Source organism: Haloferula sp., from assembly GCF_049672945.1.
Lineage (GTDB): Bacteria > Verrucomicrobiota > Verrucomicrobiia > Verrucomicrobiales > Akkermansiaceae > Haloferula.
Genome location: NZ_JBATWY010000039.1, coordinates 37,317 through 52,328 on the forward strand (window position 1 = coordinate 37,317; position 15,012 = coordinate 52,328).

Here is a 15,012-nt window from a genome sequence, read left to right on the forward strand (position 1 = left end):
TTAGGATCTCTGCTTCGCGGCGATCTGCTGGTAGATCCTCTTGTATTCAGCGATCATCCTATCGGAGCGGAACCTATCACCGCTCTCCATCATGACTCGGGCCGTCTCACCGGACCGCCATGTAGCATCGCAACGGAAGTAGTCCATCGATCGCTCAAGCGCCCAGCGGAGCCCTCCGCTGTCGAAGGTTTCGAAAACAAAACCATTTCCCTCACCTCCACCCGGAACCAGGTGCGATACGGAATCCCGGAGTCCACCGGTACAGTGAACCACCGGTAGCGACCCGTAGAGCATCGCGACCATCTGCGCCAGGCCGCAGGGCTCGAAGAGCGACGGCATCAGCGTGAAGTCCGAAGCGGCATAACCGAGCCTTGAGAGATTCTCGTCGAAGTCACGAACAGCAACCCGGTCATGTAGCCCGAGCATATTCACGATCTCATGGAAGTGTTTCTGAAACGGTCCATCTGCGACCACTGCGATCTGCAATCCGTTATCCGCATGAGCGACGACCATTTCATGGAGTATCTCAGTTAGAAGCTGGCAACCCTTCTGCACCGGATCCAAACGAGATGGCCAGAAATAGAGAGGAGCGTCGGGATTCACCGAAAGGCCGACCCGTTCCTGAAAGGCGATCTTGTTCGCTCTCTTTCCTTCCATCGCCGTCGTCGGATCATAAGCTTTCACCAAAGCAGGATCAGAAGCTGGATTATAGGACGGATGCGGTGCATTCAGGATACCACGAGCCGAACCACTCTCGCGCATGCTTGCCAGACGTTCCCTAACTGCAACGGGCAGCTCCCCCTGAGAACCGTGAATCATTTCATCAAGGAAGGTCGGGCTAACGGTATTCACGTAGTCCGATGCCAGGATTCCGCTGGCTAGCAGGTCCACTCGATTATGGTCGCGCGATTCTTCGTAATTTTCAGGGTAGCGCTCGTAGTAGAGTGATTGCCAGAACTCGGCCGCATCAATGCCGAGGTGTTCCATGTGCGCCAGGCGAATCCTCTCCGTGTGGATGTTGTGCAGAGTGAATACACTCGGGATTCCCATCCGCCGGGCAGCCGCCGGGACAAGTCCTGTCATCCAGTCGTGGCAATGGACGATGTCCGGTTCGACCTGGGGCAGAATGTGATTGATGACCTCGCGCTGAAAAGCCAATGAGGCATCCGGGTTTTCCTGCTGCTGATAGCTATATACCCGGTCTCGATAGTAGAAGCTCCGGTCCTCGGCCAAGTGGACTCTGGCATCCCCAAGCTTCCGTTTGTAATTCCTCAAATCGTCACACTCGAACGAGCAAAGCTCGACACCGAACATTCGGCGGTAGTGGGGAAGCGCCACATGCACATCAACGTTCTTCAGATCGAGCCCTTCGACGAGCGACGCGGCCACGTCGGCCAGTCCCCCGCCCTTTGCCACAATCCTGGGAGACGGTTTTGCCAGACAGTCCGGCAGGGCCGTGATCTCCGGCGTGACGATCAGCACGCGCAACCTTCGTTGTCGGTCGCCCTCTCGATCATGCGGTCTCTCTCCGACCCTACTGTCGTCGGCGACATCGACAGACGATCCCGTCATCCCTTCTTCAAGGGCTGGCTTTTTGCTCGATAACGACATGGCGCACCGGCTCACTTGTTTTCGCTCTCCTCATACTCCTCGATCCATGCCTTTCGGGCTTCCAGGTTTTCCTTGAGCGCCTGCAACTTGGATTGCTCCCGGTTCAGCTGAGAATGCTTGAGCACAATCAAACGAAGGTCCCGCTGCATATCATCCACCAGATCTCCAAGGGCCTCTTCCATATCCCTTGCCACATCGCGGCTGACCTCGACCGTATTGGGATCTTCAACAATAAGCAAGCCGTCCACTTGCTCACGCCGGGTCTTCAGCATGCCTAGATGCGAGTCCAATTCCTGCTGGACGACTTCGCGCTCGGCTTCGGACAGCCTTCCTCTCTTGAGATTGTCACGCAATGCACCGACCCTTCCCTCGCAGTGCTCGATGGATTCCTTCAACGCTCCGACCACGGCGTCACGCTGTTTCCTATCCATACTCCGGTCGCGCCGGTTCTGCTTCCACTCGTCAGTGATCTCAACGGTATCCTCATACCATCCATATCCGGAGTCATAGTAGCCACCACCGCCAACCGTTTCAAATTTCTGGACGTTCTCATCTTGAGTGAACGATTTTGACAATTTGAGCATTTGAGCGATGTGCTTCTCGACATGGGAATCTAGATGCTCGACTTCAGCGTCCACCATCTCGGGTGACAAACCCGTCCTTCCCGATTGCAACTCCGCGACCAAGGCCGCCCGCTTAGTACGGAAGGTATCAATCGTATTCTGGAGCTGCTCGATCGCCGCCATCTTGAGCTTTCCCACACGGTATCCAGAGCGCTCTGAGTCCTTGATTCCGGACAGATGTTCGACCACGCTCTCCAGTTTCTCATCAAGCTGTTGATGGAGCCCGAGAATGTCGTGGGCAATCTTACTGACCTGATTTTCCCGTTCCTTTACCCGCTCCTCGACGATCGGAATTGTCGCCTTACGCGCCTCAAGGTCGATCTGGGATTCTTGTGTTTCCTCCGCGCCTAGCGAGGCCATTGCGAGGACCAAGACCAGTCCGCTATTCAGTATTGTTTTCATCTGCATTATAGTGTTTTCGGGATGATTCCCACAGCGACAAACACCAAGCACCCTCTCCCCCCTTGAGACTTCTGCATTGATCTGGGAAATTGCTCCATGGTTCCGAAAAAACGCGCACCCATAAACCCTTCGGTTTGTTCCTAAATCACGAACCCTGAGATTATCCAAGGGTTTACTCCGTTGAGAGTGTTTAAGGACTTGAGGCCTTTGTTGCCTCTACTCGGATGCGGCGCCCGTCTTTGGGAGGAGACGGGTAATGTCATCCAAATCGTATTTATTCACCAAAGTTATGTCTACCCCTCTGCTTTCGGAGCCCGCTGCCAAACCACAACGCTGACCTCCCACCACAAAGAAGAGCGTAGGAGCCGCCTACAACTGTAGATCAACGCTCTGATCCATCCTTAGACAAAAAAGTCTCACCTACAATCAACACTAACAATCCATTATGAAAAACAACAGAAAGACGCAATTCGGAATAACCAACCTCGGCCGCAAGATCACCCTCGGTTTAGCAGCCGCGTTCGCGCTGGGATTCTCCGGAACAGCTCTCGCACAGGAACATACCAATGAGATGCACGGGAAATCGCATGACAAGATGCGCATGGATCACATTCTGACCCAGGCACAGGCGGAAGCGCTCAAGCCCGGTGACTCCATGGCCATGACCTGCTCGAAGTGCAAATACGTGATCGTGCAGAAAGTGACCGATGACAACGCCCACGTCAAAATGATGACGGTCGGCGAGAAAATGAAATGCGTCGCCTGTGACGGTGACGTCGTGGTCGTCGCAACCGGCAAGGGCGAGGGCAAGCACGCCGAAGTGAAGCACGTCTGTTCCCATTGTGGAGATGACGCCATGTTCTGCACGGCGACAAAAGCCGGCAGCGGCACCATGATGGACGGGGAACACGGCGAGCATAAGAAGGGCGACGAGCACAAAGAACACGGAGAAGAAAAGTAGTCCCTGTATACCACGCTCATCTCCCGGGCGCAGAGGAAGGCCTTGCTTTCAAGGACCAATTCGGGTTCACCCGCGTCAAGCTGCTCAATACCGCATATCATGTTCCCGCCACCCACCCGGCAAAGATTCCAAGGATTCTTTAAGGGTTTCCAGCGTCGAGGGTGTCTAAGCTATTGAGGCGCTTATTGCCTCTAGTCGGATGCAGCGCCCGCCCCCGGGGGGAGGTGGGCGCTGTCATCCATATCCAAATCTATTTTTTTCAACAAAATCATGTCCACCCCCAATGCATTCGGAGAACCTGGCGTGCCGCCTCGCTGGACGTCCAGTGCGAAGGAAGGCATCGGCACCGCCTACCAGAGCAGCTCCACGCTTTGGTTCACCCTCAGCCACGGCATCGTCAACGAGATCTATTTCCCCCATGTGGACTCGCCTAACACCCGTGACCTGCAATTCCTCATCACCGACGGCGAGACGTTTTGCCACGAGGAGAAGCGCGATTTGAGCCACCAGCTCGAATACCCCGAACCTGGATCACTGCTCTATCGCATCACCAGCACGGACGCCGGAGGCCGCTACCGACTTATCAAGGAAATCATCGGAGACCCCCACGCGCCGGTACTGCTGATGAACTGCAAGCTGGAGATCATGGACGAGGCTCTCTGTGGCAAACTTCACCTCTACGCGCTTCTCGCTCCACATATAAAGGGGACAGGCAAGGACAACTCGGCGTGGTGTTGCAATCTGGCAGGACGGAAGTTCATCGAAGCCCAACGCGTGGACATCGACATGTCATTCGGATGCCTTCCCAGTTTCAAGCGCCGCTCGGTCGGCTACGTCGGAACCAGCGACGGCTGGCAGGATCTCATGGACAATTTCCAGATGGATTGGGAACTCCCGCAGGCGGAAAACGGAAACATCGCACTCATGGGCGAAGTCGATTTGACTGAGGGTGACGAGTTCACCATCGGAGTCGCTTTCGGACACACCCCCCAGAGCGCCTGCGCCCACCTCGTCCAGTCCCTCGCCATCCCATTCCCCGCACAGCGAAAGAAGTATGTGGAGCAATGGAAGCGTGCCGACACCGGTCTCGATCCACGTGACCAGACTACGGATGGCGGCTCACTGCTACGCTTGAGCCAATGCATCCTGCTAGCGCATGAGGACAAGATCTTTCAAGGCTCCTTCGTTGCTTCGTTAAGCATCCCTTGGGGCGAGACGAAAGATGACAGCGACCGTGGAGGATACCATCTGGTATGGACTCGGGATATGGTGCAGACGGTGACTTCACTGCTCGCCTGCGGACATCGGGAAACGCCCCTACGGGCTCTTGCATGGCTAGCTTGTGTCCAGTCCGAGGATGGGTGCCTTCCCCAGAACAGTTCGATCGGAGGCAAGGCCCATTGGCGGGGAGTCCAGCTCGACCAAGTGGCCGCTCCAATTCTTCTCGCATGGCGCGTCCGTCGTGCCGATGCGATGCGCGGATTCGATCCTTGGACGCTGGTATCCCGTGCAGCCTGTTATCTGATCCTCAACGGACCGGTGACTTCACAGGACCGATGGGAGGAACAATCCGGCTACTCACCCTCGACTCTCGCCTTCATCATTGGGGGACTTGTTTGCGCCGCTGATTTCGCTAAAGACCGCAATGATGACATCGCCGCACGCATTTTACTCGATCATGCCGACTGGCTTTCAAGCCATCTAGAAGAATGGACTGCGACCACCCGAGGACAACAACTTGAGGGCAAGCCGCGGCACTACATCCGCATCACCCCGGCTGATCCGGAGGATCCGATCGCATCTCCCGACGCCGATCAAGCCATGATCGAGTTGGCCAATGGCGGCGGCCATCACCCGGCGCGCGACATCGTCGGTGGGGACTTTCTCCATTTGGTAAGACTCGGGATTCGCGCCGCGGATGATCCAGTGATCGTCGATTCACTCGCCGTCATCGACCACGTCATCAAACGCGAACTACCTCAAGGTCCCGGATGGAGACGCTACAATTTCGACGGCTATGGCCAGAAGGACGACGGCAGCGCTTATGATGGGACAGGAGTAGGCCGCTGCTGGCCAATTCTCACGGGAGAGCGTGGCCACTACGAACTCGCCGCCGGGAATGACCCGCTGCCCTTTATCGAGACTCTGGAGAAATTCGCCAATGCCGGAGGCATGCTACCCGAACAAGTTTGGGATGCCGATGACCTCCCGCATGCCTCCATGCACCGGGGTGGGCCGACAGGTGCGGCGATGCCCCTTTGTTGGTCACACGCGGAATATCTGAGTCTCGTTCACAGCCGCAAGAACGGCGTCGTCTTCGACCGCATCGAACCGGCGTTCCAGCGCTATGTAAAAAACAAGATCGGAAGCCAAATCGAAGTCTGGACTCTCGCCCATCGATTGCAGCGAATTTCACCGGGCAAGACGCTGCGGATTGTTACCGACCACCCGGCGAAAATCCAATGGAGCACTAACGACTGGATCTCTGCGGACTATCTCGAAACCACAGACACCGGTTTGGGATGTTGGTTTGCTGATCTTCCGACTTCTGAGCTGTCCGAAGGTTCCAGCGTTAGCTTTGCGATCCTGCTTTCCGATCACTGGGAGGAGACCGATTTCGAGGTTGCTATCCAGCGCTCAGAATCGGCCAGCGAGAACCGATCGGACCCATCATCATGACAAAAGATCCCATTTGCGGTATGACCGTGGACCCCGACACCGCACCGAGCGTAGTTCGGGACGGTAAGGTATTTCATTTCTGTAGCGCCCAATGCAAGGCCCAGTTCGTGTCCACTAGTTCAGCCGAAAACCGAGGTGATCCATGCGCCATCGTCATCTTTGGTGCTTCCGGTGATCTTACGAAGCGGAAGCTCATCCCCTCGCTCTATAATCTCGCGGTCGACGGTTTGCTCGCGGAAAATTTCAGCATCGTTGGCGTAGCCCGGAGGCCTTGGTCCGAGGATGAGTTCAGGGGCAAAATGAGGGAAGCCATTGTGGAGTTTGGCACTCAAGAAGTGGATGATGACCTGTGGCGGGAATTCGAAGAAAGGATTCGATACTGCCGGGGTTCCTTTGACGAGGCAGAGACCTACGAGCAACTCAAGGTCATCCTCGCCGAAACCGACGAACACCATCACACCGGGGGCAATGCCCTTTTCTATCTATCGGTCCAACCAGAGTCTTTTTCCACCATCGCAGAGAAGCTGCATGAGACCGAACTAACTTCAGAGGATCACCAGACCTGGAGGCGGATCGTCATCGAGAAACCCTTTGGGCGCGATCTGACTTCCGCCCGCACCTTGAATACATCACTGACCTCCATCCTCGCCGAACGGCAGATCTTTCGGGTCGATCACTACCTCGGCAAGGAAACCACGCAAAACATTCTCGTGTTCCGACTAGGGAACAACATGATCGAACCGGTTTGGAATCGGAACTTTATCGATCACATTGAGATCACCGCAGCGGAAGCGATTGGTATCGAGGGACGCGGTGCGTTCTACGAAAACACCGGCGCAGTCCGTGACATGATGCAAAGCCACATGCTGATGCTGCTCGCGCTCATTGCCATGGAGCCGCCATCATCGTCTGCCGGAGAGGCCATCCGCAACGAGAAGGTCAAGCTGTTGGAGAGTATCCGCATTCCATCTCGGGAGGACGTTCTGAACGACACCGTGCGTGGTCAATACGGGCCGGGAAGCGTGGACGGAGTCGAAGTTCCGGGCTATCGCGACGAGCCGGGAGTATCACCTGACTCCCAGATCGAGACCTTTGCCACAACCAAGCTCTGGGTGGACAACTGGCGATGGGCGGGAGTGCCTTTCTATCTAAGGACGGGGAAGAGACTTCCCCGCCGGACAACCGAAATTGTCGTCCGCTTCAAGAGCCCGCCCCATTCATTCTTCGGAGGCTCCGATTGTTCGCCCCTCGGCCCGAATCTTCTCATCATCCACATTCAGCCCGAGGAAGGAATCACCCTTCAGATGCGTGCCAAGACGCCGGGACCGATGATTCAAACCCAGGCGGTGACTCTCGATTTCGATTACTCTCAGTTTGGAAAAGTCACCCCGACTACCGGCTACGAAAAACTTCTCTACGATTGTATGGTGGGCGACCCGACACTCTTCCATCGAACCGACATGGTGGAAGCCGCGTGGAAGGTCGCCGATCCAATCCTCCAGACATGGAAAGATAATCCGCCCGACGATTTCCCGAATTACCCATCCGGAACATGGGGACCGGATGCATCCACGCGACTTATCCAACCGGACGGAGGTCACTGGTGGACAAGCTAGCATTCATGAGCGAGAACCGTAGTGCGGGATTCACCCCCACCCCTTCCTCCCAACGACGAATTAGATATGGACGATCATCAGCAAGACAACCCGAACAGGCCATGCTGCGGTGGCAAAGGCCACGACGAAGCTGCACATAGCAGCGACGCTCACCATCATTCGGAGACCGACGTTACACCTTCGGCTCAGGCCAAATACTTCTGCCCGATGTGCCCGGGCGTCGAATCCGACAAACCTGGCGACTGCCCGAAATGTGGCATGGCTCTTGAGCGAAATCCGCTTTGGAAGTCCACGGCATCGGCGACCATCTACACATGTCCGATGCATCCAGAGATCGAGCAGGATCATCCGGGCGACTGTCCCATTTGCGGGATGGCGCTCGAACCAAAAGGTGTCCCCGCCGCAGACGATGGGGATGACGAAGAGATCCGCTCACTTTCGCGAAAATTCTGGATCTCCGCCATCCTGACTTTACCGGTTTTCGTTATCGCAATGGCTCACTGGATCCCGGGCTTCGACATCGCGGCGCTGATCCCGAAGCACATTTCGAAATGGATTGAATTCGCCCTTACCACTCCGGTCGTCATCTGGGCTGGCGGAATGTTTTTCACCAAAGCCTGGAGGTCGTTGAAGACGCGAAACCTCAACATGTTCACCTTGATTGCGACCGGCGTTGGAGCCGCATTCGTCTACAGTGCCGTGGCAGTCCTCGCCCCGGATATTTTTCCCGAATCATTCCGCGAGCATGGCGAGGTTGGCCTCTACTTCGAAGCGGCCGCCGTCATCACTGTGCTGGTCCTGCTGGGTCAGCTACTGGAAGCCAAGGCACGCAGCCGCACCGGCCAAGCCATTCAGGCCCTACTCGGGTTAGCAGCAAAGACCGCTCACCGATTGATCGATGGAAAAGAAAAGGACGTGCCGGTGGATGACTTGAAAAAGGGTGACCTACTGCGAGTCCGACCAGGTGAAAAGGTTCCCATCGACGGTGTCATCACCGAAGGGCACAGCAACCTCGATGAATCGATGATCACTGGCGAACCCCTGCCCGTTGGCAAAAGTGAGGGTGACCCAGTGATCGGAGCTACGATCAATCAAACAGGCAGCTTCGTCATGAGAACCGAGAAGGTTGGCTCGGAAACCCTCCTCTCCCAGATCGTTCACATGGTGGCCGAGGCCCAACGCAGCCGTGCTCCGATCCAGAAGCTCGCCGATTCGGTAGCTGGCTGGTTTGTGCCCATCGTCATCGCCATTGCCATCATCACCTTCATCGTCTGGGCGATCTTCGGGCCAGTCCCAGCGATGGCCTACGCCTTGGTAAATGCAGTGTCGGTCCTTATCATCGCCTGCCCGTGTGCTCTCGGCCTCGCCACGCCGATGTCGATCATGGTCGGAGTTGGCCGCGCCGCCCAGATCGGAATCCTTGTCAAGAATGCCGAAGCCATCGAGATCACCGAGAAAGTCACTCATTTGGTTACCGACAAAACCGGAACTCTAACAGCCGGCAAACCCCGCGTCACTCACCGCAAGGCCGTGGATGAAATCGAGGAAAGCCGCTTGCTGCAACTCGCCGCCGCCATCGAAACCAGTAGTGAGCACCCTCTGGCACGCGCCATCGTCGACGAAGCGCGGGAGAGCAACATCGAGTTGCTGGACGCCAAGGACTTCGCCTCAACCACAGCCGGAGGCGTCACGGGAACAGTCGATGGGAAAACCATCCGTGTCGGGAAAGCGGGTTTTCTCACCGACAACGGCATCGAGCTTCCTACTGATCTCGTTCAAGAAGCCGGCACCTGGCAGGAGCAAGCACGCACGGTCGTCTGGATTGCCATCGATGACAGTGCCGCCGGGATTCTAGGCATCGCCGACCCCATCAAGGAAAGCTCCGCCGAAGCGATTAAGGCACTGCATGCACTCGGTCTGAAGGTCATCATGTGTACCGGCGACAACCGCAAAACGGCCGAAGCCGTCGCCCACGAACTCGGAATCGACGAGGTGCATGCCGAAGTCGTTCCCCAAGACAAGATCGAGATCGTCCGCAAACTCAAGGCTAGTGGTGCCATCGTCGCGATGGCCGGAGACGGCATCAACGATGCTCCCGCATTGGCAGAAGCAAACGTCGGAATCGCCATGGGTACTGGCACCGACGTTGCCATCGAAAGCGCCGGAATCACTCTGGTCAAAGGTGACCTGATGGGCATCACCAAAGCCATCCATGTGAGTCGCGCCGTGATGGAGAACATCCGCCAAAACCTGTTCTTCGCCTTCATCTACAACGCCCTTGGAGTGCCCATTGCAGCCGGATTGCTCTACCCCGTCACCGGTCTCCTGCTCAGCCCCATGATCGCCGGTGCCGCCATGAGTATTTCGTCGCTGTCAGTTATCCTGAACGCACTCCGTCTCCGAAGAGTATCACTATAAAGATTACATCACACTGGTCTCAAAGACCTCAAGTTCAATGAGCAGCCATCGACATATCCCCATCGCGTCACGACTAACCTTCATCCTTCTGGTCAGCCTTCCAGTGGTGATCATTTTCCTGCTTCCTGGTGGTGCCTTGGTTTCAAGCGCATGGTTCTGGATTGCTCTGATGTTCTGCTTCCTACTGATCTGGACCATTATCGGAATTCCTCGTGATGAAGAGAAGGACACCGCAGAAACCCGACCGCGAATGCTTCATGAGGACCAGCAACCGGAATCGGTCAAAGCTGTCATGGATATTCACGTTGCTACGGATCACGACGGCATCCAGGCATTTCAAGGGCCGCTAAAACTACCTGCTTCTGCCGCCTTTGAATCCCTCTCCCGAACTCTTGAAGCCGGTAGCATTCCACTCATTCAGCAAGACGAGAAGCATGGTGAGGCGATCATCATTCTCCCCGCAGGAGCGCGCGAGGCGGACATTGCGAATCCTTCCCGTCCTGTGATTCATTGGCTTCTCTTCGCTCTCACAATCCTCACGACCACATGGGCGGGTGCCGCCCACCAAGGAATCAATCCCTTGAACGAGCCGGAACGACTCATCGCCGGGCTTCCCTATTCCCTCGGCTTGCTAGCCATTCTTGGAGTCCACGAAATGGGACACTACTTCGCGGCGCGACGACACGGGATCGATGTCACTCCACCCTTTTTCATCCCCGTGCCCTTTGCACTCGGGACCTTCGGCGCGTTTATCAAAATGCGCACTCCGTCGCAGAATCGCACCGCCCTCTTCGATGTTGCCGTTGCTGGGCCGCTGGCCGGGCTGGCAATCGCCATTCCAGCACTGCTGGTCGGCTTACGCACTTCAACCATACTTCCGCCCGACACCGATTCACTCGGTCACATGTTTGGTGGCACTTCAGCTGGGTCATCGCTCCTCTTTGCGCTGCTCGCCAAACTATCATTCGGCGATGCCCTACAATCGGGACACCTCGTTCGCCTTAGCCCGCTTGCCTTCGCCGGCTGGCTTGGTCTATTGATCACTGCGCTCAACCTCTTGCCCATTGGCCAGCTGGACGGCGGCCACATGGCGCGGGCCATGTTTGGTACGCGCACCGGCATGAACGTCAGCCGAGTTGCGATGTGGACGCTGTTCATGCTGGCCATCTTCATCTGGCCTGGGCTCATGATGTGGGCGTTCATCGTGTTCTTCATCGCCGGTCGCGGTGCCCCGCCGCTCAATGACGTGACTCCGATTCCGGATGGCCGCCGTTGGCTTGGCTACGCGACCTTTGCCATCCTCGCCGCCATCGTCATTCCTTTGCCTCACGCCTTATGGAACGCCGCCGGCTTCCATTGCCCCTATCTTTGATAGATGATTGCTGAACTCGACCTGATTGTGAAGCTATCCACGAAAAAGTCTGCTACTCAGCTCGACGCTGGAATGCTTATTCATATCATCGGCGACCTCCACTTCCGTAGAACTTCACTCCCGCCCACCCAGCAATTGAAGTTGGTCCCCTTCGTCATCGAACCGATGCCTATCGACCATCCCTATTTCCCTTCAAGCTGCGCCAAATCATGAATCCACTGCTCCTCGCCTGCGGGATCGCTCTTCTCGCGGTCACACTTATTGACGCCCTCTGGACGACCGTGATGCCGCACGGTGCAGGCCCGCTCAGCGGAAGGGTTTGTAGAGTGATGTGGGCATTGGTGAAAAGATGTCCGTCTCCCTTGCGAAGAAGACTTCTGCCTGTCGTAGGCAGCCTCAGTATGCTCGTGGTCATCTTCGGTGGTGTCCTGATGCTCTGGCTTGGATGGATGGTGCTGTTCTGCGCTGACCCATCCAGTATCGTGAATACAAAAACCGGTATGGATGCTGGCCATATTGACCGCGCGTATTTCACCGGCTTCACCCTCTTCACCCTCGGAAACGGTGACTTCGTCCCGAACGGCCCGTTCTGGCAACTCGTCACCGTAGTATCCTCATTCAGCGGCCTTTTCCTCGTCACCCTCTCCATTACCTACCTGCTACCGGTTCTTTCAGCCGCGACTCAAAAACGCCAGCTTGCGGCAATGATCCGAGATCTCGGAGCCGATCCCCAAAGCGTGGTAATCGAGGCATGGGATGGAAAGGGCTTCGACATGCTGATGAGAAAAACTTCATCCACCCTTTCCCCGATGATCCATCTGCACGCGCAACGACACTTGGAATATCCCGTCCTCCACTATTTCCAAAGTATCAAGGTCGAAGCCTCGCTTGCCATCGGAATCGCGGTTCTCGACGAGGCATTGGCCCTGATCGCCCACGCGGCGGCTCCGAACACGCGCCCCCATCCTTCAGAGATTCTGCACGCCCGCCGTTCGATCAATGGCCTACTTGACATGCTGGGTACCACCTATGTCCAGCGAGCAGGAGAAAATCCCTCACCACCTGAAGTGGCCCGACTTGCAAATGCAGGGATCCCTATGGCCGACGCAAAGGAGCTAGAAGAAGCCGTTTCCGATTCCAGCCAGCGCCGCAGACACCTCCGGGCCTTCGTCGAAGACGCAGGATGGACCTGGAGTGATCTTACCCCATTGGGTTCCTTCACCCCAACAGTTGGCCAAGTAAAACAAAACGATCCATAAATAACCGGCCTGCTCGGAATGCTCGTCTGGAGTATCCGTAGATGCTTCAAGATGAGGTGCTTTCTCATCGGCATCCCAATTTGCAAGCATTGGGGAATACCATCGGCTTTCACTACTCTTAGTAGCGAAATGGCTTCCACCACATACAAGAGATCTGCGGAAACCAACTCTGGGTTGACTAGAACACTAACTAAGCTTACCTAGAGTTCTAATTGCCGTGAACGTCGCGATCCGCATCCTGCTTCTACTCCTGCTGCTTTGCAGCCAGGGACGCAGTGTATGCTTCGATCTTTCGGGAGGTAGCTACTTCTGCGAGCCTGAGATTTTCGCTCAGGGTGAAGATCGCGAAAGCCCCTGCCACTGTCCGTGCAACGACGACGATTGCGAGGAACACGAAGTCAGACTCGATCCAGTTCTCGCCGATTCGGTTAAGATTCCGTCTCAGCCCTGCATCATCCTTCCCTTTGAATTCGCGACCCTTTTCGACACGGATGACTCCATTCTGTCAGAGAGCCAAGCGAACAGGCGGCTGTCCGCTCTGGACGCTCCCGATCCGGCTGTCCCATTGAGGAAAGCCTTGATGTCGGGCGTCGTATTGCGCCTTTGAAGCGCTGGTCCTTTTTCGGACCTGCCGCCTTGCCATCCGCACGCCCATGAGCGCTGCAGGATGCTTGTGACCCGCGATTTCTCGGCGGTCCATTTTGAATCACAGCCCTCTTGCTGTAGCCGCATCACGCCAACTCTACTGACTTCATTTCATGCACCCTCGTCATTCAATTTTTATTCTTTTCCCGATCCTGCTCATATCATGCGCCACGGACGATCCTTCCGACTCGCTCGGCAGCACGTCTACTTTCATGCAAGCGAAGTTCTCGAACAACTTCGCATCCGCCCCCGCATTGCGAGGGTCGGTCAGCCGCGATCAAGCCATCCGCCATGCGCTGACTTACAATCCAACCTTACAATCTCAGCGGGCCGAACTCCGCGCACTTGAATCTGAAATCGTTCAGGCCGGATTGCCGCCGAATCCAGAACTCGGGTTCGATGTGGAGAACTTCGCAGGAAATGGCGGCAGCCGTGGATTTGATGGAGCAGAAATTACCGCAGCTCTCTCTCAAAAGCTCGAACTTGGCGGCAAACGCTCCAAGCGTTCCCTCGTCGCTGCGCTCGAAGCCGAGGCGCAAAGAGCCGAGATCGCCAGCGAAGAACGCGAGATCAGGATTGCTGCAGATCGTGGGTTCACCACCCTGCTCGAAGCCCGTCAGGTCCGGGAACTCAGCGAGCAGAACGTAACTCGCGCCGAAGAGAACCTCGGCACTCTCGACGCCTTACTCGAAGCCGGGAAAAGCAATCGTATCGATGTCGGCAAGGCGAAGCTGGCTGTTTCCGAAGCGAAGGAACTCCTCGCCGAATCCCGTTCGGCGGAAAGCAATGCCGCCGCCGAGTTGAGCCAAACCTGGGGCGGCGGAGCAGCCGATGTCACCGCCGCCGGATCACTGACCGCGCCCGGGGGAAGTGCTCCACCGAATCCTGAGGCCGCAATCTCACGGCATCCCGCGATGCGTGCCGCAGCACTGCGCTATGCTCGTGCCCAAGCGACCTACGACCTCGAAAAGGCAAAGCGTTATTCCGACGTCGAAGTTGGCGGTGGAATCCGTGAACTGCGGGATGCCGATGAAACGGCCGCGATTGTCGGGGTCCGCGTCCCGCTCCCGATCTTTGATCGCAATCAGGGCAATATCCAGGCCGCGAAGGAGCGCCTTGGTCGTGCCAATGCCGAAGGTCGCTCCACTGAAAGTGATCTTCGTTCCCGATTTGCCAAACTGTCTGCTGACCTCCAAGCCGCCCGGAGTCGCGCCAACGAGTTCGATTCACGAACCATCAACGCCGCCCGCCAAGGCCTGGATGACACCCGCGAAGCCTACTCCGCTGGCAAGGCGTCTCTGCTCGAAGTCCTCGATGCCCGCGAAACCCTCTTCGAGGTCGAGCGTGGCCAAGCCCGCGCTCAAGCTGATCTTCTCCGCGCCCACAATTCTCTAAAAACCCTATCTAACAACTGAAACCAACAAGC

Annotated in this window: 11 protein-coding genes and 1 pseudogene; 10 read left to right on the plus strand and 2 right to left on the minus strand. The window is 56.5% G+C overall.

The features are described 5' to 3' along the window. Both WBG04_RS03415 and WBG04_RS03420 read right to left on the minus strand, forming a co-directional pair. Complete coding sequence (locus WBG04_RS03415) at positions 1–1,611, minus strand: glycogen synthase (protein ID WP_424312958.1); 1,611 nt, start codon at positions 1,609–1,611, stop codon at positions 1–3. 11 nt (positions 1,612–1,622) lie between these two features. Beyond that, the gene (locus WBG04_RS03420) at positions 1,623–2,636 is read right to left on the minus strand and encodes a hypothetical protein (RefSeq protein ID WP_424312959.1); all 1,014 of its coding nucleotides are present in this window, start codon (positions 2,634–2,636) and stop codon (positions 1,623–1,625) included. Between the two features lie 445 nt (positions 2,637–3,081). Here WBG04_RS03420 and WBG04_RS03425 point away from each other — a divergent pair, with 445 nt between their 5' ends. The 10 genes and pseudogenes from WBG04_RS03425 (at position 3,082) to WBG04_RS03470 (ending at position 15,001) form a co-directional block, all read left to right on the plus strand. Further along, complete coding sequence (locus WBG04_RS03425; RefSeq protein WP_424312960.1) at positions 3,082–3,597, plus strand: hypothetical protein; 516 nt, start codon at positions 3,082–3,084, stop codon at positions 3,595–3,597. 270 nt (positions 3,598–3,867) lie between these two features. Then, positions 3,868–6,276: a glycoside hydrolase family 15 protein gene (locus WBG04_RS03430; RefSeq protein ID WP_424312961.1), complete on the plus strand. Its 2,409-nt coding sequence runs from the start codon at positions 3,868–3,870 to the stop codon at positions 6,274–6,276. Further along, positions 6,273–6,371, plus strand: a pseudogene (locus WBG04_RS03435) (YHS domain-containing protein); the annotation flags it as partial. The gene WBG04_RS03430 and the pseudogene WBG04_RS03435, both read left to right, overlap by 4 nt. Before the next feature lie 12 nt (positions 6,372–6,383). Next, positions 6,384–7,892 carry a glucose-6-phosphate dehydrogenase gene (zwf, locus tag WBG04_RS03440; protein WP_424313012.1) on the plus strand — a complete coding sequence of 503 codons (1,509 nt, stop codon included), beginning with the start codon at positions 6,384–6,386 and terminating at the stop codon, positions 7,890–7,892. Between the two features lie 66 nt (positions 7,893–7,958). Next, positions 7,959–10,310, plus strand: coding sequence for a copper-transporting P-type ATPase (locus WBG04_RS03445; RefSeq protein ID WP_424312962.1), 2,352 nt, complete (start codon positions 7,959–7,961; stop codon positions 10,308–10,310). Between the two features lie 37 nt (positions 10,311–10,347). After that, the gene (locus WBG04_RS03450; protein ID WP_424312963.1) at positions 10,348–11,682 is read left to right on the plus strand and encodes a site-2 protease family protein; all 1,335 of its coding nucleotides are present in this window, start codon (positions 10,348–10,350) and stop codon (positions 11,680–11,682) included. A 3-nt stretch (positions 11,683–11,685) separates the two neighbouring features. Then, positions 11,686–11,895 (plus strand): hypothetical protein, encoded by a 210-nt coding sequence (locus WBG04_RS03455; protein WP_424312965.1) that lies wholly within the window; start codon positions 11,686–11,688, stop codon positions 11,893–11,895. Beyond that, the gene (locus tag WBG04_RS03460; RefSeq protein WP_424312966.1) at positions 11,892–12,941 is read left to right on the plus strand and encodes a potassium channel family protein; all 1,050 of its coding nucleotides are present in this window, start codon (positions 11,892–11,894) and stop codon (positions 12,939–12,941) included. Before WBG04_RS03455 ends, WBG04_RS03460 begins: the two co-directional genes overlap by 4 nt. A gap of 217 nt (positions 12,942–13,158) precedes the next feature. After that, the gene (locus WBG04_RS03465) at positions 13,159–13,548 is read left to right on the plus strand and encodes a hypothetical protein (RefSeq protein ID WP_424312967.1); all 390 of its coding nucleotides are present in this window, start codon (positions 13,159–13,161) and stop codon (positions 13,546–13,548) included. Between the two features lie 250 nt (positions 13,549–13,798). Further along, positions 13,799–15,001 (plus strand): TolC family protein, encoded by a 1,203-nt coding sequence (locus WBG04_RS03470; RefSeq protein WP_424312968.1) that lies wholly within the window; start codon positions 13,799–13,801, stop codon positions 14,999–15,001. Positions 15,002–15,012 lie beyond the last annotated feature (11 nt).

What these genes read in the sequence shown, in the direction of transcription:
- WBG04_RS03415 (WP_424312958.1), bottom strand. Translation starts at nt 1,611, where the DNA reads ATGTCGTTATCGAGCAAAAAGCCAGCCCTTGAAGAAGGGATGACGGGA.
- WBG04_RS03420 (WP_424312959.1), bottom strand. Translation starts at nt 2,636, where the DNA reads ATGAAAACAATACTGAATAGCGGACTGGTCTTGGTCCTCGCAATGGCC.
- WBG04_RS03425 (WP_424312960.1), top strand. Translation starts at nt 3,082, where the DNA reads ATGAAAAACAACAGAAAGACGCAATTCGGAATAACCAACCTCGGCCGC.
- WBG04_RS03430 (WP_424312961.1), top strand. Translation starts at nt 3,868, where the DNA reads ATGTCCACCCCCAATGCATTCGGAGAACCTGGCGTGCCGCCTCGCTGG.
- WBG04_RS03445 (WP_424312962.1), top strand. Translation starts at nt 7,959, where the DNA reads ATGGACGATCATCAGCAAGACAACCCGAACAGGCCATGCTGCGGTGGC.
- WBG04_RS03450 (WP_424312963.1), top strand. Translation starts at nt 10,348, where the DNA reads ATGAGCAGCCATCGACATATCCCCATCGCGTCACGACTAACCTTCATC.
- WBG04_RS03455 (WP_424312965.1), top strand. Translation starts at nt 11,686, where the DNA reads ATGATTGCTGAACTCGACCTGATTGTGAAGCTATCCACGAAAAAGTCT.
- WBG04_RS03460 (WP_424312966.1), top strand. Translation starts at nt 11,892, where the DNA reads ATGAATCCACTGCTCCTCGCCTGCGGGATCGCTCTTCTCGCGGTCACA.
- WBG04_RS03470 (WP_424312968.1), top strand. Translation starts at nt 13,799, where the DNA reads ATGCAAGCGAAGTTCTCGAACAACTTCGCATCCGCCCCCGCATTGCGA.